Source organism: Bacteroides sp. (assembly GCF_030151085.1).
GTDB lineage: Bacteria > Bacteroidota > Bacteroidia > Bacteroidales > Bacteroidaceae > Bacteroides.
In genome coordinates this window covers 41823-66239 of sequence record NZ_JASLER010000014.1, presented here as the reverse complement: position 1 = coordinate 66239, position 24417 = coordinate 41823, and the positions used below count along the sequence as shown (strand labels likewise).

Here is a 24417-nt window from a genome sequence, read left to right as displayed (position 1 = left end):
TACGATTGAAATTACTCTGTGCATCATTGACGAATGAGACTAACTCTAATCGTAAATCGTACATTGTCCAATCGTACATCTCATTGTTCTCTCTTCGTACAAATAATCTGGTTGCCAAATTCAACGTTGATACGGGAGTATTTGTTCCAGCCAACCCGGTTCAATGCTTTCTCATAGAACATTTTAACCCGTTCGAGTTTCTTTTCATATCCATCCAGTTTGCCGAGGTAGATGATGTGATCGCCAACCCGGGGTACCAGCTCTACATTCTTGCCGGACAATACGTGGATTTGTTCAATTTGTGCATCCCAAAATGGATTACTCTGCAAAAATACACCAAACTTATATAAATCCCTCATGGCAAACGACTTTTCTACATTTCCGGTAACAATGGCAAGGTGTGCAACGCATTTTGCATCGGGTGGCATCACGGTACCTTTGTTGTCAAGATAGTAATTATCGCCATTGGCACTCATTACTCGCAGAATAGGAATACGCTGAGTTACTTCCATGCGAACTTTACCACTGGGAGTCTTATAGCATTCCACTTGGTCGATAAGCGGATGCTTGGAGAGTTCCTTTTCCAAAGTCTTGGTGCGGATACGCTCCATCTTCTTGCCTACAGGGTTGATGCCTTTAGTTTCCAATAAGGTAGCTACTTCCTTTTTCGTGATGAAACCGGCATATACCGTATCTTTTATGATTAGCTCTAAATCATGACACACCTGGGTATCCGGCTTCCGGTTGAAAGCGGTGACTGCTACGACCAGGTAGGCAATGACGAGCAACATAACGAGGGATAGTAGAATCCTTTTAATCATGGGGTTATTTACAATTTTACGATTTACAATTTACGATTTGAGATAGTGCTGTTCAAGCAATCGGGTTATGGAAGGCACATAATTGTCCAAGTCTCCTGCACCCAATACAATCAGTACTTCGATGGACTTTTGTGAGAGAAGGTTTAAAACGTCTTCTTTCTTGCAGATACATTTCTCGATGCCCGGACGCAGGTTGTTATAAATCAACTCGCTGGTTACACCGGGAATCGGTTGCTCGCGTGCCGGATATATCTCTGTCAGAATCACTTCATCCAGCAAGGAGAGGCTATCTGCAAAATCTTTGTAAAAGTCGCGGGTACGTGTGTATAGATGAGGTTGGAAGATAGCAGTAATCTTCTTGTCCTGATATAACTCACGGATGGACTTCACGCTTTGTGCTATTTCCGCCGGATGGTGGGCATAGTCGCTAAGGAATACTATCTTATCCGTCTTCAACTTGAAGTCGAAACGGCGGTCTACCCCATGGAAACTTGCCATGCCTCGCTTGATTTCTTCATCGGTAGCACCGCTCAGGTGGGCGAGGGCCATAGCTGCAACGCCATTCTCGATGTTGATGCTGACGGGTACACCCAGCTGAATATCATTGATGCGGGTATCAGGAGCAATGAAGTCAATAAAGATTTCGCCATTACCTATGCGGATATTCTCAGCGTGGAAGTCACCTTCGTCTTTAGAATAAGTATATACTTTTACTCCGGGTTGTACGTCCGGTTGCAAACTGATTCCTTTGCGGATAATCAAGGCACCACTCGGCTGGATGAGCGTGGTATAATGGCGGAAACTCTCCAAATAAGCTTCTTCGGTTCCGTAGATATCCAAGTGGTCGGGGTCGGTGGCAGTGACGACACTCAACCAGGGAGACAACCAATGGAATGAACGGTCGAACTCATCTGCTTCAATAACTGTGTACGGACTGGTTGAAGAGAGTAACAGGTTAGTGCCGTAATTCTTTGAGATACCGCCAAGGAAAGCGGTACACTCTACATGTGACTGATGTAACAAATGGGCAGCCATGGTGCTGGTTGTGGTTTTGCCGTGAGTTCCGGCCACACACAGACCTTTGCTGCTACGAGTAATGATACCTAATACTTGGGAACGTTTATGTATTTCGAATCCATTTTCACGGAAATAAACCAGTTCGGCATGTTCCTGAGGAACGGCAGGAGTATAAACTACCAAAGTCGTAGCTTTATCTTTGCAGCTATCAGGAATGAGATTGATGTCTTCTTCGTAATGTATTTGTGCACCTTCCGTAATCAGGCGTTCGGTCAATTCACTCGGAGTACGGTCGTAGCCTGCCACCACTTTCCCTTTAGAGAGGAAGTAGCGTATCAAGGCACTCATACCGATGCCACCGGCACCGACGAAATATACGGATTTGATTGTTTCTAAGTCTTTCATTCTATATATAATTTGCGTTCTATCCCTTTTTTATTAGTTTCAATACCTCTTTCGCTATAATGGTTGCCGAATCGGGCAATGCCAGTTTAGCAATATTCTCACTTAGGCTTTCCAGCTTTTCAGCATCGGCTATAGTTTCCATGGCTACCGGTAATAGCTTATCTTTTGCATCTACATCTTTTACATAGATGGCGGCGTCTTTATTAACCAATGCCAGTGCATTCTTTGTTTGGTGATCTTCGGCCACATTGGGCGAGGGAATCAGTATGACGGGTTTATGCAACAAACAGAACTCGGAGATAGAGCCGGCACCTGCACGTGAAATAACCAGATCGGCAGCAGCGTAAGCACTCGCCATATCTTTGATGAAATCCGTTACATATAAGTTAGGAATGGCATTGATATGTGGGTGGCGCACAGGTTCTCCTGTAACGGCAGTGATTGCTTCTCTGATTTGTTCGATATAAATCTTTCCCGTCTGCCAGATGAATTGTACGTTAGGATTGGCGCGAATGACATCCAGTCCGTCAATCAATGTCTCATTGATGGTACGGGCACCGAGGCTACCGCCTAAGATGAGAATGGTCTTCTTCGTCGGGTTTAGTCCGAAACTTTCCGTAGCTTCTTCGTGTGAAATGGAATGTCCGAGTAAGTTCTGGCGTACCGGATTCCCTGTCATGATAATTTTTTCTGCCGGGAAGAACTTCTCCATACCTTCGTATGCTACACAGATCTTGTATGCTTTTTGGGCAAGCAGCTTATTGGTCACACCGGCGTATGAATTTTGTTCCTGTATTAAAGTTGGGACACCCATCATGCCGGCAGTCTTCAACGTGGGACCACTGGCATAGCCACCAACACCTACCGCTACTTGTGGATTGAACTTCTTGATAATGCTTCTTGCCTTCCACTGGCTACGTGCCAGCTTTACGAGTACGGCGATATTCTTCCACAGATGCTTGCGGTCAAATCCGGCAATGGGTAAACCGATGATCTGATACCCTGCGTCGGGTACGCGTTGCATCTCCATTCTTCCTTCAGCACCGACAAAAAGGATTTCTGCGTCGGGGCACAACTCTTTTATAGCGTTGGCGATGGAAACTGCCGGGAATATATGTCCTCCGGTACCTCCTCCGCTGATGATAATGCGTGGTTTGTTATTCATTTGTTTCTCAGTTTTAATTCTCAATTTACTCAAATTCAGCGTCGCTATTAAATGCTTTTGCCGATGGGTCTTCCGCCGTCTGAGCATCACTAGCTGCCGGTTGCTCCGGATTTCCGGGATTTGTAGCATCTACCAGCAACGGTATCTGCTCATCGTGCATCTTTTGTTCTTCCACCTTTGCTGTATATCGGCTCACACTCAATATCATGCCGATATATACACAATTGATGAGTGTCGAAGTACCGCCACGGCTGATTAGAGGCAATGGCTGACCGGTAACAGGTGCCAATCCTACAGCAACCATCATATTAAACATTGCCTGCGAAACAAGTAGCAGAGCAATGCCGATAACCAGGAAGGCCGGGAAGGTACGTTCGCATTTCTTTGCGATACGTCCGGCACGTACCAGCAAGCAGATGTAGAGGAAGACCACTACGGCTCCTCCTATCAAACCTAATTCTTCTATCACGATAGCGAAGATAAAGTCGGAATATGCCTGACTCAGGAAGTCGCGTTGTACCGAGTTACCGGGACCTCTACCAATAACATGGCTGGTAGCTACTGCAATACGGGCATGTCCTACTTGAGCATCGCGGTCAATGTCGAACTTAGCGGCAGGAATATTCTCGCTTTTGGCGAACTTTTCAATACGGGCACGCCAAGTATCAAAACGGTGCGTAGCAGGAAGGTCAATGTCTTTAGTTAGTTCAAGCAAGGCAACAGCAATGATGACTATACCTATCAAGCCTCCTGTCAGTATCAACAATTTCTTCATTGCAATGCGTCCGATAAACATCATCAGGAAAACGACTCCGAACAATAAAGCGGCTGTTGAGAAGTTTTCCGGCAAGATAAGTCCGCAGATCACAGCTGTGATTATCATAATTCGCTTGAATGCTTTCGGACTTGCGCCATCTTCGTCCTGTCCTTTGCTCAGAATAAATGCTGTGACAATGATAACAGCCATCTTAGCGACCTCCGAAGGTTGGAACTGGAAGCCTAAAACAGGGATGAAACGTGCCGCATCATTGACACGTGCCATAAACATTACCACTACAAGCAATACGGCAGAGGTCGGTAACAGGAAAACGGGAAATACCTGAAACCATTTGTAGGGTATATTATGGAAAAATACAACAACAATCGCACCTACCATAAGGAAGATGCTATGCTGTGTAATCGGTCCCCAATGATCACCACTCTTGTAGGTCAGCGTACTGGATGCACTGAACACTTCGATGATCGAAATGAGACAAAGGACGAGGAAGATGATCCAAATAACCTTATCCCCTTTGAATATGCTTTTTAATAAATCCATAAATCAATCAATGTGGTAATGTGGTAATGTGATTAAGTGGTAATGTGATATTACTCTATCACCTTATCATCCTTATCACTTTATCACCCTTATAACTCTCTTACATATTTCTTGAACTGATCGCCACGGTCTTCATAGCTTTTAAAAAGGTCGAAGCTAGCACAACATGGGCTGAGCAATACTGTTTCACCTTTTTGAGCTAGTTTGAAGGCAGCTTCTACTGCATCTTTCATTCCAGTTTGCACATCGGCAACAGGTAATCCCATACGATCGAAAAAGTCGTGTAACTTTTCGTTGTGTAATCCCAAGTATACCAAGGCTGAACACTTTTCACGTACGAGGTCTTCGATTTCCGTATAGTCGTTGCCTTTGTCTTTACCGCCGAGAATCAATACCGTCTTGGTAGTCATGCTTTGCAAAGCATACCAGCAGGAATTTACATTCGTTGCTTTAGAGTCATTGATAAAATGTATACCGCGGACGGTGGCAACTTTTTCCAGTCGGTGCTCTACGCCTTTGAAGTCCGACAAGGCTTTGCGAATATCTTCTTTCTTGATGCCTGCAAGGTTTGCTGAAATGCCGGCAGCCAAGGAGTTATATAAGTTGTGAGTACCATGTAACGCCAGTTCCTCTTGCTCCATATTGAAAGCTATCGGTGCGTCGATTTCTACTTCACCGTCTTGTACGTATGCTATGACGCCATCTTCTTTTACGGCTGCAAATGGATAAAGATGAGCTTTCAGACCATGTTTGGCAAGTTCACGCTTGATGATAGGGTCGTCGTTCCAGTAGATAAATGCATCTTCCGGGGTCTGGTTCTGCGTAATGCGGAACTTTGCATCTACATAGTTTTGCATACAATGATCGTAACGGTCCAGATGATCGGGGGTGATATTCATCAGTACGGCTATATTGGCGCGGAAATTGTACATGTTGTCCAACTGGAAAGAACTCAGTTCGATGATATAATAGTCATGATGTTCCGTAGCTACTTGTAAAGCAAGGCTGTTGCCTATATTACCTGCCAGTCCTACATTTAGATCTGCACTCTTGAAAATGTGATAAATGAGCGAAGTAGTAGTGGTTTTGCCATTAGATCCGGTGATACAAATCATTTTGGCATCCGTGTAACGTCCGGCAAATTCTATTTCGGAAATGATAGGTGTGCCTTGTTCTTTCAGTTTCAGAATAAGTGGAGCATCGTTAGGAATACCGGGACTTTTCACAACCTCATCAGCATTCAGTATCAGCTCTTCGGTATGTTGTCCTTCTTCCCAGGCAATCTCATACTTATTCAGCAGTTCTTTGTATTTGTCTTTAATGGCGGACATGTCGGAAACGAACGTGTCGAAACCTTTTACCTTGGCGAGTACGGCAGCACCTGCACCGCTTTCGCCAGCTCCTAATACTACAATTTTACTCATATATCTAATCTTATCTAATCTTCAATGTTATAATCGTTATCGCTGCCAGTACAATAGTTACAATCCAGAAACGGACGGTAATCTTTGATTCGTGGAACAGCTGTGTAGGTTTGGTAAACACAACATTACAACCCGGTTCAATCAAATTCATTGAAGTACGGAAGTGGTCGTGTATCGGTGTACGTTTAAAAAGACGCTGTTTCACACCTTTCCGCTTTCCTATCTTATAATAGAATCGTTGCAAAATGACGGACAGATTCTCCACGAGGAATATACCGCATAAAATGGGTATCAATAACTCTTTATGGATGATGATGGCAAATACTGCGATAATACCACCGATGGTCAAACTACCCGTGTCACCCATGAATACTTGGGCAGGGTAGGCGTTATACCATAAGAAACCGATAAGAGCACCAATGAAGGCGCAGATAAAGATTACTAATTCTTCCGATCCCGGAATATACATAATGTTCAGATAACCGGCATACTCAATGTGACTCGATACGTAGGCCAGTATTCCTAACGTTAACCCTATGATGGCAGAGTTTCCCGCCGCCATACCATCCATACCGTCGTTCAGATTGGCACCGTTAGATACGGCAGTTACAACGAAGATGGTTACAATGACAAACAATATCCAACCCGCAGCTTGTGAATGCTCTCCCATGAAAGAAACCAAGTCGGAGTAGTCTAAGTTATTACTCTTAAAGAAAGGAATAGTGGTTTGGGTGGCTTTGATTTCTTTCGCAGCATGTACAACTTCTATTCCCTGACCGGGTTTCTGTACTTCGAAGTTCTCCCGAATCACAACTTGAGGACTGAGGTACAGTGTGAGACCTACGATAAGTCCCAGACCTACTTGTCCAATCACCTTGAACTTTCCGTGCAAGCCTTCTTTATCTTTCTTGAATATCTTGATGTAGTCATCGGCAAACCCTAATGAGCCCAGCCAAACAGTGGTAATCAACATCAATATCATATAAATGTTGCCCAACTTGCCCAGCAGCAGGCAAGGAATGAGAATTGCAACTATAATAATAACACCACCCATGCTCGGTACGCCCACCTTGTTCACTCCAAACGGGTCAATACTGGCATCACGTTGTGTCTCGGTGATCTGTTTCCGTTTCAGTAGATTGATAAATTTATCACCCCATATACTGGAAATCAATAACGACAGAATGATAGCGATCAATGCCCGGAATGATGTATAGCTAAACATACCCGCACCGGGAATGTCGAACTTCTGCAACCATTGGAATAAGTAATATAACATCTTTATAGTGATTAGTTATTAGTTATTTGTTATTAGCTTTGGTGATTTGTTGATGCCTAGGAACAAGCAAATCATTAATCACTAATCACTTTCTTTATCTCTTCTTTATCGTCGAAGTGATGTTTCACTCCTTTGATCTCTTGATAATTTTCATGTCCCTTACCGGCAACGAGAATGACATCACCCGGCTGTGCAAACATGCAGGCTGTTTTGATGGCTTCTCTACGGTCGATGATGCTGATGGTCTTTTGCATATCGTCCTTATCGAGTCCGGCAAGCATATCGTTGATGATGTCTTGCGGCTCTTCAAAGCGGGGATTGTCGGAGGTGATGATAACACGGTCGCTGGCTTTGGCAGCTTCTTTTGCCATGATGGGACGCTTACCTTTGTCACGATTACCACCGGCACCGACTACAGTGATGACTTTGCCTTTACCTTCAAGCACTCCGTGAATGGCATTCAGTACATTGACCAATGCATCCGGAGTATGGGCATAATCCACTATGGCGGTGAAACCTTTGGGCGAACGAATAGCATCAAAACGCCCGGCTACCGGATGAAGCGTGCTGAGAGCAACGAGTACATCTTCTTCTTTCTTACTTAATAATACGGCTGCACCAAATACTGCCAGCAGGTTGGAAGCATTAAAACGACCGATAAATGAGACTGCCAGTTCGTGATTGTTGAAATCAAGCAACATGCCTTCGAAATGAGATTCCAATACTTTCCCTTTGAAATCGCAGAGACTACGTAAAGAGTAGGTATAAACCTTTGACCGTGTGTTTTGCGTCATTACCAATCCGTTCTTGTCGTCGAGGTTGGTAAGGCTGAATGCACTCTTGGGCATATCATCGAAGAATTTCTTCTTGGCTTTGAGATAGTTCTCAACGGTCTTATGATAGTCCAGATGGTCGCGTGTCAGGTTGGTGAAGATACCCCCTGCAAACTTCAATCCGCTGATACGCTTTTGGGCGATGGAGTGCGAACTGACTTCCATAAAAGCGTATTTGCAACCCGAATCGGCCATCTCTCCCAGTAAACGGTTCAGGGTGATCGGGTCGGGAGTCGTATGTTCGGTTGGTACGGGTTGGTCGTCGATGTAGTTGCATACAGTAGAGATCAAACCTACTTTATAACCGAAATAACGGAATGTATCATATAATAAGGTGGCGATAGTTGTTTTTCCGTTGGTTCCGGTAACGCCTACAAGTTCCATTTTAGAAGTGGGATCGCCATAAAAGATGGTAGCGACTTTGCCCACAGCATCTTCACTATCATTCACCAGGATGTAAGTAACCCCGGCTTTGGGCTCTTCAGGCATATCTTCGCATAGCACGGCAACGGCGCCTTTTTCAATGGCAGCAGAAATATAGGCATGCCCATCGGTCTGCGTACCGCGCATGGCCATGAACAAATGTCCCGGCGCTATCAAACGGGAGTCAATATTAACTCCGGTGATCTCTATATCTGTACTTCCGGTGATCTGTGCCGGCTGTATCTCTTTCAATAATTCACTTAACTTCATACCTTATTATATATATAATGTATACTTTTTCTTTAGTAAAGGTTCAACTCCTTTTATTTAAGTGTCAAAGCAACGGTCTGACCTTTTACGATCCGGTTGCCACTTGGTATAGATTGGCTTTTAACTTGTCCTACACCACTAAGTCTTACCCGTAACCCTTTGCTCTCAAGCAAGTAAACAGCATCTTTCGCTCCCATGCCAATCACATTGGGCACGCTGCTTGATGTCGATTCTTGTCCTTGTAGTATCACAGCGGCGGGTGCAGCTTGGGGATGTCCCCATAACATTTTCCGCTTTTGCTCGGTGAATTGCTTCTGTACGGGAACGTTCAAACCATTCAGTACACAAAGCACTTCGTTCATTTCTCCTGTTTTTACCACAGGAATTACGTTGGTAGTGCTGTCTATGGCATTACGCATATCGAAACTCAGGTTCTTTGCATAAACTCTTTCGGCAATCTTACCGAATACGCTACCTGCCATCAAACCACCTGAAGCCGGAAGACCGGGCTTTTGTATAGAGACGATGCAACTATATTTCGGCGCTTCGGATGGGAAGTAACCGCAAAAACTTACAAGGTAATTTACGCGTCCCGATTTGTAACCGGCTGCTCCTTGCGAAACTTGTGCCGTACCCGTTTTTCCCGATACGGAGAATTGTTTGCTTCCGGCAGGTTTGGCTAATCCTTCTGATACGACTTTGTGCAGAATCTCACGGATTTGAGTCAGTGTGCGGTCGGAGCATATCTTTGGGTTGATAACTTCCGTCGGATATTCTCTGACTACTTCACCGTCTTTTACCGCAGATCTTACGAACTTCGGGCGAACCATCGTTCCGTTATTGGCAATTGCGTTATAGAAGGTCAGGATATTCATCGGAGGTACCTGAGTCTCATAGCCGATACTCATCCAAGGTAAAGTCGTTTTGGCAAAATAACGTTCTTTGGGACCCTTGATGTTGGGCTTTCCTTCTCCGGGTATTTGCAAATGGAGTGGTTGGTCGATGCTCATGCGTCTTAATCCATCTACAAACTTCTGCGGATTGTCTTTGTAATGCTTGTCGATGAGCGAAGAGACGCCTACATTGGAAGAGACTTCCAGAATACGGGTAACGTTGATTCTGCCGTAACCACCCCGGTGCCAGTTGTGATCTTTCATCTTGCTACCGTACATGTTCATGATACCATTGCCGGTATCTACTTCGGTGTCCGGAGTTATTTTCCCATCTTCAAGAGCTACCATGATAGAGGCGGTTTTGAAAGTCGATCCCGGTTCCATCATGTCACTGATTCCATTACTATTCATTTCATAGTAATTTCCATCATTGGCTTTGGACATGTTGACAATCGCTTTCACTTCTCCGCTGGCAACTTCCATCAAAATGGCTACGCCTACGGTCGCATTAAGCTCTTTAAGCTGGTCTACCAATGCTTTTTCGCAGATATCCTGCATGCCGACATCTATTGTGGAGATAATATCGCATCCGTCTACAGGGGGAAGGTCTACGATGTTCAGGTACTTATTCATCACCTTTTGGCGATGGGTGATACCGTCACGCCCTTTCAATAAGGTGTCGAAAGCCAGTTCAATACCGTTACGGGCTCCCATGGCTGTATCGGCATAAAGTCTGCCTAAGGTCTGGGCGGCTAATGAACCGAATGGCTTCTTGCGTTGATTATATATCTGTTCGTGGAAACCGCCTTTGTATTTATTCATCTTAAATACGGGTAACCGTCTCGCTTCTTTATACTGAATGTATGAGATGCGTCTGTTGCGGTTGGGCAGAATGTTGTAGTTGCGGCTCTGCATACTACGCCCCTTCTTCAAGTGGTCTTTGAAAGTTCTTTCACTGATGTCAGGGAAAATCTGATGCAACCCGATGCAGATAGAATCTATATTGGCTTTCCAGATAGAATCTTTGCGATGCTGGTCTTTCAGGCGGCGTTCTTCATCTCTCTCGCCGGACATAAAGTCCATGAATATTTTATATTCGGGTAGTGAACTTGCCATCAGTTTACCGTCTGATGAAAGAATGTTACCACGGTTTGGTTTTACCGTTACATTCTCTTTAACGAATCGATCGGCTACTTCATGCCAGTATTGTCGTTCGGCAAACATAATTACAGCGCCTTTTATGACAACAGCTATTCCCGCCAGTCCCATGAGTAGGACGACGAAGAAGTAACGGGTCATTATGTTTTTCTTATTTACAGCCAAAGTTATCTAACAATTAACGATTCAACAATTATTTTTCTTCTTTATCTTTAATCAGATACGGCGGATTGGTTGAGGTCTGCAAATCGCTTTCTTTTGTGGCAATATATTCCTCAATACGCGATTGGCGGCTTCGTTCCATTAACTCCGAACTTCGGGTCAGAGCATCATATTTGATGTCTATCAGGTCTTTTTTGAGTTTGTCGATATCGATCATCTGCTGCTGGCAAGCGTACCGGTTATGGACGTAGAACAGAACCAGCACCATAATAAGAACGATCAGTTTCGTCTGACGGCGGAAGAAGTCCGTAGCCAGTATATCGCCACCGATGATGTTCTTCCATGCGGTGCGCTTCTTTATCTTTTCGGTTTTCTTTTCTTCCTGTTTCTTTTCAGTTTCCATATCACTCATAACTCTTAATCACCCTATCACTTTATCACCTTTTCACTCTCTCACCACTTTCTCCGCAATTCTCAGCTTGGCGCTGCGCGAGCGCGGATTCCGTTCTATTTCTGCTTCGTCCGGTATGATTACTTTGTTGTTCACCAACCTGAAAGGCGTCAGTACATTGCCGAAGAAATCTTTTTCGGCTTTACCTTCTATGTTGCCCGTCTTCATCATGTTCTTCACCATACGGTCTTCCAAGGAGTGATAGGTTATCACTACCAGTCGGCCATCCGGTTTCAATGCTTCAGTTGCTGCGTATAGCATCTCTTTCAGTGCTTCCATCTCTTGGTTTACTTCGATGCGCAGTGCCTGGAAGACTTTTGCCAACTCTTTCTTTTCGCGTTCGCGGCCGAAGAGTGGCTTGATAATTTCCAAGAACTCATTGATAGTGCTGATCTTCTGCGTTGCACGAGCTTTTACGATGACAGATGCCAGCTTGCGGCTGTTCTTCAGTTCGCCGTACAGGTAGAAGATATCTGCCAGACGTTCTTCATCATAGTTATTCACCACATCGGCGGCGGTGTCACCGGCACGCTTGTTCATGCGCATGTCCAGCGCTCCGTCAAAGCGGAAGGAGAACCCACGCTCGCTATCATCAAAGTGGTGGGACGATACACCGAGGTCGGCAAGTATGGCATCCACTTGATCGATGTCGTGGTAACGCAGGAAATTATGCAGATAGCGGAAGTTGCTGCGTACGAATATAAAATGCGGGTCGTTGACTATGTTGCGTTCTGCATCCTCGTCCTGGTCGAATCCCAGCAAGCGTCCGCCGTCTCCCAATCGTGAGAGTATCTCGCGTGAATGTCCGCCGCCGCCAAACGTCACGTCTACGTATGTCCCATCCGGGCGGATATTCATTGCGTCAACGCTTGGCATCAACAATACCGGAATATGATATGTCTGTTCTTCTTTCATCATTCATCACTAATCGTTTATCACTAATCACTCTTCTACCTCTTCAAGTTCGTCTCCCAGTATGTCCTGCAAGGCGTCGCTGAACTCTTCGGAACTCATAAAAGGTTGTTCGGCACGTTCTTTAGCCCAAATCTCGATGGTATTATCCATGCCGATAAATCGCACATCGCTTTGTATGCCGGCCATTTGCAGGTAACGTTTGGGTAACAGAATACGTCCGTTCCCGTCGGGAATCATGATTTCTGCGTCACTTACAAATTGGCGGAAAACAGATTGTTGCTTTGCACTCCACTTACTCAGCCGCTGCCGTAGTTGGTTTTGTGTTTTGAACCATATACTTTCGGGATAAAGTACCAGGCAGTCCTGGAATACATCCTTGCGTAACACGAGCCTTTCCTCGGAAGCTGCCTGTAGCTGCTTCCGGAAACTGGCAGGGATGAAGACTCTTCCCTTAGCGTCCGTCTTGGCTTCGATATTACCCAAAAATTGTATCATTATCACCTTATTATAATAAGAGACCGTAAAAATACACAATTCCCCACAATTCCCCACAAGTTTAACAAAAATATTTCTGAGAAGTTTTCAACACTCTGTTGATTACTTATTTGTTTGATAATGAACGATGTTCTGAAAGGCTTTACTGGTGGGGGATTGTGAAGCTTTGTGCCATTTTACAGATTGCTCTCGGTTAATAGATATAGATGAGCAAAACGACATGCTAATTTGAAATATGCTATCTTCACAGTTTCAGAGAAGTTGGTAAAATAGAAATTTCTTCGCATGAATATAGCATGAATATTTGTTTATTCTGCATAATATTCATGTTTTATACGCTAATCGGTTGTTGGAAGTTAATGTCCGGTCTGCTGGAAGTTAACTTGTAGTACGAGGAAAGTTAATATCCAGTAAACAGGAAGTTAACTTCCTCGTAGAGGAACATATAGTTTCTCGTAGATGAATATGAATTTCCCCGGTGAGAAAGGTACATAGGGAGGGAAAAGTAGAGTGTTTGAAATTATTAGGGAGATATAGTTTTGTGTATCTTTCAGTATGATTGGATATTACGATATTTGGGTCGCATAAATCTATAGACACAATACTTGGCACTTAAATTTTCCAATCTGAGGCGATTGGAAAATCAAAGTGTCAAAATGTTAAATGAATGGACTTCATTTAACGAAGAATCCAAACTTATCCCATAATCCAATGAGCATACTTGCCCAATAGCTTATACATACCCCATGTAAATAGATAAGAGAGGATGAAAATAAGAATAGCCATTACCGGTACTTGCAAGGGTATAGGCAGGTTGAAGTTTTCAATCAGCAAGAAGACAGGGCCTACCATGAAGTAATGGACGATATAGATGCCGAAGCCGTACTTGGTGACATTGCCCAGGAAGCGTACAGCTAAAGAGTTGTTTATCCGTACACGTTGTAGAAGCAGGAACACGGCTGCTGTCATAATGGCGACGTTGGGGCTGCAAAAGGTGAAATACAGCTCCATGTCGGCTTCTGTGGCGCCAGGATTGGCTGCTGCGGCGCTAAAACCCAGGTAGGTGATGGCATAGCCTACTGCAAAGAGAATGCCACATATAGCCAGTGTTTTGCCCAAACTCCAGCCAGTACCCTCTTTGAGATAATGTCCTAACAGCAGATACCCGTTGAAACCGGCAAAGTAATAGAATGTACCGAACTGGTTCCAAGTGGCGGTACCATACAAATAGTGACTGATATACTGGCTTGCATAAGGTAAGAACAATGAAACGAACCATATAATCAGAAACGTACGTTTCATCTTGCGATCGGCTTGCTCCACCCATCCCGAGAAGAAAGGCATGTACAAGTAAAGACCTATCAGCAGATAAATGTACCACATGTGATTCTCCTTGAAACTGAAGTTAAAAGGGATCATGGCTACATCTTTCAGGGAGTCGATGAGGCTTTGGGATTCATTGCCCTGTACATAACAGAAGAAATCGCCGATAATCTCTTTAGGAAGCCCCAAGACACCCGTAAACCACGGGAACATATTGTAGAGTATAGACCAAAATAGGAACGGGAACAGTACGCGGTAAATGCGTTTCTTATAGAATGTCCCTAAAGGCTGCCGGCGAACCGGTAATAACAGTAATCCCGTCATCATTACAAATAGAGGGACTGACGGGCGAAGGAACGAACCGTATATGGCCGCCCAATGTTTGTATTCCGGTATTACTCCCAGTGTGGGAGAGATATAGAAGGGGTCGATACAATGTACTCCAATCACCATGACCATGGCTACCAGGCGGATAAAATCCAGCCACACCATGCGGTTGTCTGTAGAGAGGGTGTTGCTCATTATGAATGTGTTATTGATGAATTGTTAATGTGTGATGATTGTCCTATTAATCTATTTTATTGTGTTACACGTGGGAATGCCGAAATGCGCAGGTGAGCGGCTCCCATCGGGATTAATGTAATCTCCTCTTTTTCACCTTTCACTGCATTCTCGTCAGGCAGTACGCCGCACAAACCGGTTTCGTCCAATTGCCAGGAAGCTATCTTACGTCCTTCTGCCTTGACTTCCAAAGGAACTGATTCGGTGGTAAATGGAAAATTATCCGCTGGCCATGCTCTGCGCTCTACCTTCCATTGCTTCAGATCGGCTTCGTCCGGTAATATCAGTGCGTAGTTCCACGGACTGTCGGGGTAGATTTCTGTTGTCGGCCATTGGCTGGCGTCGGAACCTTCTTGCCAACGGGAATCCCAAATGGCTGTTTCGCGGCTGTCTCGCTTCACGTAGTTCTCTTTGATTTTCAGAGAGAGGGTGAGAGGACCATAGTCCACGCTTACACTGTTCTTGTTCACCTGCCAGGTACGCATGCGGAAGGACATGGGTAGGGTCAACTCTACTTGGTCGCCCGGTTGCCATTGGCGCTTGATGCAAGCGTATTGCGCATCTTTGGTGGCAGGTATTTGCATGGATTGTCCGTTTACTTTCAGCGTGGCTTGTCCGTTAGTCCAAGAGGGGATGCGCAGGTAAAGGGGGAAGTCGACCGGCTTTTCCATTTGCAGGGTGAAGGTCACCTTTTCGTCGAATGGATAGTGGGTTTCTTCTTTCAAAACTACCTGCTGATTGTTGCCTACCTTTGCCGTTGTTTCGCTGGCGGCATAGAGCACTGCTGCCAGACCATTGTCGGGCGTTGCCATAACGAGATGCTCGGCATAATAAGGCCATCCTTGTGCATGATTGTGCTGGCAACAACGGCTACTGAAGGGGTTCATTGAAAGGAACGGTCCACGGTTGTCGATGCCCGGATGATGGTTCTTGGAGTCGCTGATGGTATGGTTGGGACTTGTGATGTAGCGCAGTGCCTTGAAGTCCGAGGTTACGGCAGCAGGGTAGGTGTTGAAGGCTACTTCCTCGCAATGTTCTGCCCAGAAGGGGTCACCCGTCATGCCTAGCATGATTTCATCGGAGGCCATTTGTTCGACGATACCGCAAGTTTCTACTCCTTGTCGTGGGTCGATATAACCGAGGCGGGCGTTCTCATCGGCACCGAACATGCCGCCCGGAACTTGCCCGAAGGTGCGGCGAATCAGGTTATGCACATTATAAGAAGCATTCAGCAAGGCAGAATCTCCGGTTTGCATATAGTAGGTAGCTGGTTCGCGGAAGCATTGGGCGATGTTGACGTTGTGCCAGTTGGGCAAGGAAGTAGATTGCGTCCAGTCGGCGGTATTGCGATGAATCTTGTCGGCAAGCTCCAACAGGAACTTGTCGCCGGTGCGGTTGTAGAGCCAGTAGATGCTCAGGAGGTTGTCTCCGCCACGGCTGTTTTCCCAGTAATCCTTCAGCAGGTCTTCATCGGGGACGGTCATTTGCCATTTAAAGTAGTCGGTCATCAGACTGATAACACGTTCATCTTGCGAATGCTCGTAGTAAGATTGTAGGCACCATAGCATAATCATCTGTGCCCATAGTTCGCGTTTGCCGTTACGTAGGTTGACGGGACCGAAGTAGCCGTCGGACTGGCGGCTGGCAAAGGCGCCTTCTATCCATATTTGGGTTTCGGCTATCATCTTGGGGTCGTTCAGGATGTAGGCAAGGTTGCCATAGCCTTTCAGCCAGTAAGGTACTTCTTCCCAGCCGTGGTCGCCGCCGTTGGTGAGCCAGGCGTTATTCTTCTTTTCCAACCAGGCACTGATTTCGCCCAAGTGTCCGGTGAGTCCTTCACGTTGTAGTTCGAGGTAACGGCGAACCCATCCTAGCGGCTGCACGCTTCCTACAGGTAGCTTGATGAAATGCAGAGGTTGCAAGGGTGCACGGTTCGATACATAATTCACGTTCTGTTCTTGTGTATCGGGGCGAGGCACAGTTGTTACGTGTGATTGCTCTGCTGATTCACAAGAAGTCATTGCAACGGTTATTCCAACAGCAGCAATGATATATCTAAATCTTGTACTATTCTTCATGTTCTATTATTTAAGCACTTTTTTGAAAGAGAGTAGATGTTATTTCTCTACCGAGAACTTATAAATGCAGTGGCTTTCGTACTTCTCTCCCGGCCGAAGAACCGGTGACGGCCAGTCTCCCTTGTTAGGGCTATCGGGGTACTTCTGGGTTTCCATGCACAGCGAAGGACGATGGTCGTAGGGCACTCCTTTCTTTCCATGAATGATGCCGTTCAGGAAGTTTCCGGTGTATATCTGTATGCCGGGTTCATTGGTATATACATCGAGCACAATGCCCGTCTTAGGCGATTTGAGCGAAGCACACACTTGACTGATGTCTCCCTTGGTATTCAACACCCAGTTGTGGTCGTACCCCTGCCCGAAACGTAGCTGCTCGAACTCTGTCTGATTGATGCGTGACCCAATCGGCGTGTATTGCCGGAAGTCCATCGGAGTACCTTCTACCGTAGCTATTTCTCCGGTAGTGATGAAGGTACTATCAATCGGAGTATAGGCATCGGCATTCACCCTCAGTAGATGCTCGGCGATGCTGAAGCCGTCGCCGTCCAGGTTGAAGTAAGAATGGTTGGTCATGTTGACGATGGTCGGCTTGTCGGTTTCGGCCTCGTAACGGATGTCGATGGCATTGTCGTCGGTCAAGACGAAGATAACTTTGCAGTTCAGATTGCCGGGGAAGCACTCTTCATTGTCTTTCGAAAGATAGGTCAGCTCCAAAGTCTGTCCGTCCGTCTGTTTGCTGTCGAATACCTGATATTGGAAACCTCTTGGTCCGCCATGCAGGCAATGCCCGTAGTTGTTGCGGGGCAACTGATACTCTACGCCATCCAGTGTGAAACGTCCGTTGTGGATGCGGTTGGCATAACGTCCGGTAGATGCTCCGAAGTCAGTAGGCTTGTGAATATAATCCGGGATGGAGTCGAAGCCCAGGACTACATCGCGCATTACTCCGTCTTTGTCGGGAACCAGCACCGATACGATTCGTCCGCCCAAGTTGGTTACGGTAACTTCCATGCCCTGCGCATTACGAAGGATGAACAGGTCTGTTTGCTTGCCATCTACTTCTGTCCGGAACTTGGCAGGGTCCAAGCCGGACTGGGTTAAAACGGAAGAATGGTTGCAGGCAGTCATACAGACTGCCGCAACCATCATTATCAGATACTTCTTCATACACGTTTACTGTATGCTGTTCAACAAGTCGAGCTTGCCATCATTCACCAGTTTCAGAATAAGTTCACCGAATAGCGTATTCTGCCAGGCAAACCATGCACGGGTGAACTTGGACGCATTATCCTTATGGAAAGATTCGTGCATAAAGCCTGTGCCGGCTTCGGTATCCATCAACATCTTCACACAAGTCTTTATCTCTTCATCGTTTTGGCTTGTAAAAGCTTTCATCATGATACTCATGGGCCAAATCATGTCGTAACCAATGTGCGGACCGCCAATACCTTCGCCTGCCGTGCCTTTGAAGAAGTAAGGATTATCCTCGCTCCATACAAAACGGCGGGTATTCTGATAGATAGGATTGTTTATATCCACATCGCCCAGATAAGGTAGTGCAATCAAACTCGGTACATTGGCGTCGTCCATCAGCAGTTGATTGCCGAAGCCGTCTACCTCAAAAGCATAGATAGTGCCATACTTGGGGTGATTGTAAGTAGCATACTTCTGTAGTGCGGTTTCCACTTCCTGAGCCAGACCGGTACACTCTTTCGCCAACTCCGGTTGCTGATTCACTGCTGTCAAAATCTCGGCAGCTTTGCGCAAGGAAGATACGGCGAAGAAGTTAGAAGGTATCAGGAACTGAAAGGTCGTAGCATCATCCGAAGGACGGAAAGAAGAAGCTATCAGTCCTACCGGCTTCACCGGGTTACCCCAACCTTCGTTTGTCATGGTGTCCAGCGCACGTTCGGTCACGCGTTGGAAATGATAAGAACCACGTCCGTCACGGCGTTGTTGGTCGCGGAAGGTTTTCAGAATGTTTTGTATTGCTTTAATCCATTCGGCATCAAAGACACTTGCGTCACCCGTAGTCTTCCAGTAATGATAAGCAAGACGCAGCGGATAGCATAAAGAGTCAATCTCCCATTTGCGTTCGTGCACCTCGTCGTTCATGTCGGTGAGGTCGGTTTTCCAATGCCCATTGGGGATAGGACCATCGTTGAAAGCATTGGCATAAGAATCGACATTTATCAGCTTGAATTGACGGTTAATCACTCCCACCAACATCTCTTTCAACTCTTTATCCTCGTTGGCAAGTTGTACGTAAGGCCACACTTGCGCTCCCGAATCACGAAGCCACATGGCATGTATGTCTCCGGTATATACAAAAGTATCGGGTTTGCCGTCTTTTTTGTCTTTACGGAAGTGAACGGTAGTGTCCAGTGTATTTGGGAAACAGTTGGCAAACATCCATGCCAGTTTCTGATTCTTCAGCAACTGCTGTATGCGCTGAATCTGTCCTTCTACTGCTTTGGAACGGAACAAACGTTTTGATTCTTTGGGGCGATTGTCTTTTTTGATGGCATCTGAAGCGCATACATAGTAGCTTTCGTCCGATTGCATGGCAAAGGCGGAAGGAGCTGCCAATAACATTGCCGCCAATGTGCATGTTGTAATGATAGTCTGTTTCTTCATCATGTTTATTATTTTAGTTCTTTAGAGAATGAATAGGGGAAATCGGTGTCATTTACTCCACGCTGTTTGTTGGGGCAGTCGGTCATCTTTATGTCGATAATGGCGCCTTTCATCAGCTCGCTATGATTAAGGAAGTTCTGAGTACGAAGATTCCCGTTTACCCTCATAGAGGAGATATAACAATTCTTGTCACTGTTCTCCGGTGCATGAATGGTGATGGTATTTCCGTTCTCCAGGTTCAGCTTCATCTGCTTGAAGTAAGGAGTCCCCAGCACGTATTCGTCTGTTCCCGGGCAAACCGGATAGAATCCCATGGCGGAGAATACATACCAAGCGGAAGTCTGTCCGTTGTCTTCATCTCCGCAATAACCGTCGGGATTGGCATTGTACATCTTGTCCATAACTTCACGAACGCGTTGCTGTGCTTTCCAAGGTTCTCCCGAATAGTTGTACATGTATATCATGTGCTGAATGGGCTGGTTGCCGTGAGCATAGTTACCCATATTCATAATCTGCATTTCACGTATTTCGTGGATGACGCTACCGTAATAACTTTCGTCGAATACCGGAGGCAGGATAAACACTGAATCCATCATTTGATTGAAAGCAGCTTTACCTCCCATCAGGTCGATAAGTCCTTGCGGGTCGTGGAATACAGACCAAGTGTAGTGCCAGCTATTTCCTTCGGTGAAAGCGTCTCCCCACTTCAATGGGTTGAATGGCGACTGGAACTTGCCGTCTTTGTTCTTGCCGCGCATCAACTTATGCTCCGGGTCGTACAGGTTCTTGTAGTTCATAGCACGCTCGGCATATACTGCCAGTTCTTTCTTTGATTTACCCAAAGCTTGTCCCAGCTTATAGATGCTCCAATCATCGAACGCATACTCCAAAGTACGGGCTGCGTTCTCTTTGATATCTACATCGTAAGGTACATATCCCAGCTTGTTGTAGTAATCATACCCCCAACGACCGGTGGAAGATACTTGCGGATGCACACTGTTGGCACCGCTTTTCACTGCTTCCCACAGGATTTCGATATCATATCCGCGCAAACCTTTCAGATAAGCATCGGCTACCACAGAGGCAGAGTTATTGCCTACCATGCAACCCCGATGACCCGGGCTTGCCCATTCGGGTAAGAAACCGCTTTCTTTGTATGTATTGGCAAGTCCTTCCTGCATCTTCTCGCCCATGGACGGATACATCAGGTTGAGGAAAGGGAACAAACAACGGAATGTGTCCCAGAAACCGGTATCGGTAAACATATAGCCGGGCAACACTTTTCCATTGTACGGACTATAGTGTACAGGCTGACCCTTTGCATCTATTTCGTAGAAGCTGCGAGGGAATAATACAGAGCGATAAAGGCAGGAGTAGAAAGTACGCAGTTTGTCTTTGTCTGTGTCTTCTACTTCGATACGTCCCAGTGTCTTGTTCCATTCATTGCGTCCGTCGGCGGCTACTTCTTCCAGAGTACGATTGCCGAGTTCTTTCAGATTCTGTTCCGCTTGTTCGAAGCTGATAAAAGAGGAAGCGATGCGGGCATGAACCTGTTCGCCCCGACGGGTAGAAAAGCCGATAATGCCACCTACATGGTTCTCTTTACTTTCCAGTTTGCCGGTCTCGATGTTGCCATTGGTTGCCGTAGCCTTATAAGTGAAAGGTTTGTCGAAAACAACAACGAAGTAATTCTTGAAGTTCTCAGGCACACCGCCGTTGTTCTTGGTAGTGTAACCGATAATTTTGTTTTCCGAGGGGATTACCTTAATGTAAGAACCATTGTCGAAGGCATCGACTACAACGTACGATTCTTTGTTCTCGGGGAAAGTGAAACGAAATAAAGCAGCACGGCTGGTAGGAGCAAATTCCGTCAGGACGTCGTGGTCTGCCAGATACACCTTATAATAATAGGGTTTCACTATCTCCGCTTTGTGAGAAAACCAACTGGCTCGTTCATCCTGGTTGAATACAGCTTTACCGGTAACCGGCATGATGGAGAATTGTCCGTAGTCGTTAATCCACGGACTGGGTTGATGGGTTTGTTTGAAGCCGCGTATTTTATCGGCGTCGTACGTGTATGCCCAACCGTCGCCCATCACTCCTGTTTGGGCGGTCCAAAAGTTCATTCCCCAAGGGAGGGCAATAGCAGGATAGGTATTGCCGGTTGACAAAGAATGCTTAGACTGCGAGCCCACCAGTGGATTGACATAATCCACCGGTTCGGTCACAGCATTTGCAGTCATTGTCCATGCGCTTAACACGCAAGTAACTAAGAATGCGAGTCTTTTCATGGTAATGTTTCTTATTTATTCAATTTATCTTCAAGCATTTTGATGAAATAACCGCCAACTACCGAGCGTGCTTGGAAGCCTCTCTGTTTGGGAGTGTCAGTAAATACCCAGTCGGACATCGGAACGCGGTCTGTAGTCTCGTTGACAAACAGATAAACGGGAGCGATGAATTTCTCAAAAGTAGCTTTGTCATTAGCCAGTGTTGCGGTCCACATAATCCAGTCGGTTTTGGTATATGCTTCACGATTGTCCAAAGGTAAGCCATATTTGTTTTGTTTGGTCAAATAATACGCAATTTCTTTTTCTGCGATACTATCCGGGAATATATTCATCTTGAGAAGCTTATTCCAAATCAGGTTGTACTTCTGGCTCCAGGTTCCTGATTTGTCAAAAGTTAGCTTGTAATGGTCGCCATCGTTAGCCATCTTTTCCCATTCGCCAGCCATCTCTTTGGCTTTCTGCAAATATTTCTCGGCAACCTCTTTCTTACCTTGCATATTTGCCAGATAACCATAGGATGCGATACCCAGGATAGCCTTAACAGACAAGTTGGCGTTGTGGGCAAAGTGTCCGGCGAAGTCATCGGTACAGAGTTGATTCTCGGGGTCAAGTCCATATTCTACCAGATAATCGGTCCAGGTAGTGAGGGTTTCCCAGTGTTTGGCTGCGTAGTCGGCATTGCCTTCTACTGTAGCGATGGCTGCGGTCATAATCAAGATATTACCAGATTCTTCTATCGGCATGTCACCACCATAAGTCTGGCCGTTAGCCAATGGATAAGTACCGATATCGTGCGCTGCGAAAGGTTTCGTCCATTTGCCGCTTTCGCTATAATAGAAGATGTGGTTAATCAGTGCTTTTGCCAAGTCCGGGTTGTATACCAGGAAGATGGGAGAAGACGGATAAGACAAGTCGACTGTTCCGATAGACCCGTTGCTGAAGTTCTCTTTAGAAGGGAAGAATAGTTCGCCGTTGGGTGCTTCCATCAACTTGTGGGCAGCAATACACTGGCGGTAAGCGGCAGCACATAACTCCGCATATTGACGACCACCTGCTTGAGTTGCTTCGTCCATCAGTTGAGCATTGAACTCGGCAGTCTTCTTCATCAGCTCGGTATATTCCTTTTCTGCTTTTGCGAATTGAGAAAGAATAGTCTCGTTGTTCTTACGGTTCCAGTACGGACGAAGGTTCTCACCGAAGTATTGTACGGAGTATAGGTCGTCATAACCCAAGAGAACGTGTCCGTCGGCTTCCTTGGTTTCTCCAAGATTTGAAACCAAGACTAACTTGTCGTATCCTTCCGTCTTACCGGCTTCTGCTTTTCCGTTCAAGAAACTCTTGCGAAGCTCCATGCCGTTGCCTGCTACGGAGTAGGTGTTCGATTTATTGGCAGCCATGTAGAAGTGTCCCCAGTCGATACGCACGTCGTCGCCTTGTTTGTTGAGTATCTTTTGGTTGAGGCTTCCGGTCTTGACATATACCAAATCGCCTTCAGTGAATGTGTTGCTTACAGATTCTTGATGAGGCAGGTCGAGCCCCCATTGCGGAGCGGCTTCAAAGTAGAGTTCTACGGTGTGTTGTTTGCCGTCATTAGCAGTAACCTTATAAGTCATATAGTTTACGGGACGTGCCATGAGGTCGAGGTTATCCATAAACATGGGGGCTGTGAATGCCAGGTTCAAGTTAACCGGGCCGCAAGTGAACTCATAAGTAGTAGTCATGGCTTGTACATCAACCCAGTTCTGAGTAGCGGTTTGAGTAAAGAAACGAGTATCGTCCTGTTCTGCCAGCAGACCAAAGTCCAGCAGTGCGTTGGCACCACGGTTATGGCAGTAAGCGGCGATGACATTCTCACCTTTCTTCAAGGTAGCTTTTACTTCATCGGATAGCTTCACCAACTGATGCTTTTTACAAGCGTTGCCGGTATCGACTACCTTAATTCCGTTGATGTAAATGATAACATCGTCATCGTGTGAGTATTCCAGATAGATATTCTGATTCTGCAAATCATTTTCCAGGTTGACATGGCGACGAACCCAGATGAATTCCTCACTCCATTGTGTTTGGGCTACATGTTCGTTCTCACAAGTACCGAAGGCGGCGGGGCCTTCTTTCCAACTTGCGTCGTTGAAGTCGTTTTTCTCCCATCCGTCGGCGGGCTTGGTAATTGTATATTTACCCGTCCAATCTCCTTGCTCCGAAGTCTTCACTACCGGAAGCAATTCCAGTTCCTCATCGCCCATAAAGCGGTAAGCCACTCCATCGACTTTGGCAACACCGATTAGCGACATGTCTTTGCCAGTCCAGTGTTTGGTAGGAGAATCGTATAAATTATCGGTAGATGACCATACACTGGTGTAAGGGTCTATTGTTATCAACGGGTAGGATGATACCCGTAATTCACTTTTCTTCTGTTCTACGGTAGAAGCGGAATTGCAACCGCAAAGCAAAGCGGCGGCTCCTAACAAACAGGTTACTATTGATTTCTTCATGATTTC

General features: G+C 45.9%; 17 protein-coding genes. All 17 read right to left on the bottom strand.

What is annotated here, in order from left to right:
• Positions 1–80 precede the first annotated feature (80 nt).
• On the bottom strand, positions 81–821 hold the full coding sequence (locus Q1W14_RS03255) for a cell division protein FtsQ (protein WP_300699236.1): 741 nt from the start codon (positions 819–821) through the stop codon (positions 81–83).
• Positions 822–851: 30 nt separating this feature from the next.
• Entirely contained in the window at positions 852–2243 is a 1392-nt protein-coding gene (gene murC, locus Q1W14_RS03250; RefSeq protein WP_300699234.1) for a UDP-N-acetylmuramate--L-alanine ligase, read from the bottom strand.
• Between the two features lie 19 nt (positions 2244–2262).
• Positions 2263–3408 (bottom strand): undecaprenyldiphospho-muramoylpentapeptide beta-N-acetylglucosaminyltransferase, encoded by a 1146-nt coding sequence (murG, locus tag Q1W14_RS03245; RefSeq protein WP_300699232.1) that lies wholly within the window; start codon positions 3406–3408, stop codon positions 2263–2265.
• Between the two features lie 25 nt (positions 3409–3433).
• Complete coding sequence (locus Q1W14_RS03240) at positions 3434–4726, bottom strand: FtsW/RodA/SpoVE family cell cycle protein (protein ID WP_300699230.1); 1293 nt, start codon at positions 4724–4726, stop codon at positions 3434–3436.
• Between the two features lie 89 nt (positions 4727–4815).
• Positions 4816–6150 (bottom strand): UDP-N-acetylmuramoyl-L-alanine--D-glutamate ligase, encoded by a 1335-nt coding sequence (gene murD / locus Q1W14_RS03235; RefSeq protein ID WP_300699228.1) that lies wholly within the window; start codon positions 6148–6150, stop codon positions 4816–4818.
• Between the two features lie 10 nt (positions 6151–6160).
• On the bottom strand, positions 6161–7429 hold the full coding sequence (mraY, locus tag Q1W14_RS03230; protein ID WP_300699226.1) for a phospho-N-acetylmuramoyl-pentapeptide-transferase: 1269 nt from the start codon (positions 7427–7429) through the stop codon (positions 6161–6163).
• Positions 7430–7503: 74 nt separating this feature from the next.
• Positions 7504–8955: a UDP-N-acetylmuramoyl-L-alanyl-D-glutamate--2,6-diaminopimelate ligase gene (locus Q1W14_RS03225; RefSeq protein WP_300699225.1), complete on the bottom strand. Its 1452-nt coding sequence runs from the start codon at positions 8953–8955 to the stop codon at positions 7504–7506.
• Between the two features lie 53 nt (positions 8956–9008).
• Positions 9009–11147 carry a penicillin-binding protein gene (locus tag Q1W14_RS03220; protein WP_300699301.1) on the bottom strand — a complete coding sequence of 713 codons (2139 nt, stop codon included), beginning with the start codon at positions 11145–11147 and terminating at the stop codon, positions 9009–9011.
• A gap of 52 nt (positions 11148–11199) precedes the next feature.
• Complete coding sequence (locus tag Q1W14_RS03215; RefSeq protein WP_300699223.1) at positions 11200–11580, bottom strand: FtsL-like putative cell division protein; 381 nt, start codon at positions 11578–11580, stop codon at positions 11200–11202.
• 33 nt (positions 11581–11613) lie between these two features.
• Positions 11614–12534, bottom strand: a complete 921-nt coding sequence (gene rsmH / locus Q1W14_RS03210) for a 16S rRNA (cytosine(1402)-N(4))-methyltransferase RsmH (RefSeq protein WP_300699299.1) — start codon at positions 12532–12534, stop codon at positions 11614–11616.
• Positions 12535–12561: 27 nt separating this feature from the next.
• Positions 12562–13029, bottom strand: a complete 468-nt coding sequence (gene mraZ / locus Q1W14_RS03205; RefSeq protein ID WP_300699221.1) for a division/cell wall cluster transcriptional repressor MraZ — start codon at positions 13027–13029, stop codon at positions 12562–12564.
• Between the two features lie 696 nt (positions 13030–13725).
• Positions 13726–14874, bottom strand: coding sequence for an acyltransferase family protein (locus Q1W14_RS03200; RefSeq protein WP_300699219.1), 1149 nt, complete (start codon positions 14872–14874; stop codon positions 13726–13728).
• 56 nt (positions 14875–14930) lie between these two features.
• A complete protein-coding gene (locus tag Q1W14_RS03195; RefSeq protein ID WP_300699297.1) occupies positions 14931–16934 on the bottom strand; it encodes a beta-L-arabinofuranosidase domain-containing protein in 2004 nt (667 codons plus the stop codon).
• Positions 16935–17030: 96 nt separating this feature from the next.
• Entirely contained in the window at positions 17031–18158 is a 1128-nt protein-coding gene (locus Q1W14_RS03190) for an aldose epimerase family protein (protein ID WP_300699217.1), read from the bottom strand.
• A 6-nt stretch (positions 18159–18164) separates the two neighbouring features.
• Positions 18165–19628, bottom strand: a complete 1464-nt coding sequence (locus Q1W14_RS03185; RefSeq protein ID WP_300699295.1) for a glycoside hydrolase family 125 protein — start codon at positions 19626–19628, stop codon at positions 18165–18167.
• A gap of 8 nt (positions 19629–19636) precedes the next feature.
• Positions 19637–21919 (bottom strand): GH92 family glycosyl hydrolase, encoded by a 2283-nt coding sequence (locus Q1W14_RS03180; protein WP_300699215.1) that lies wholly within the window; start codon positions 21917–21919, stop codon positions 19637–19639.
• 11 nt (positions 21920–21930) lie between these two features.
• Positions 21931–24411, bottom strand: coding sequence for a glutaminase family protein (locus Q1W14_RS03175; protein WP_300699214.1), 2481 nt, complete (start codon positions 24409–24411; stop codon positions 21931–21933).
• Positions 24412–24417: the final 6 nt, after the last annotated feature.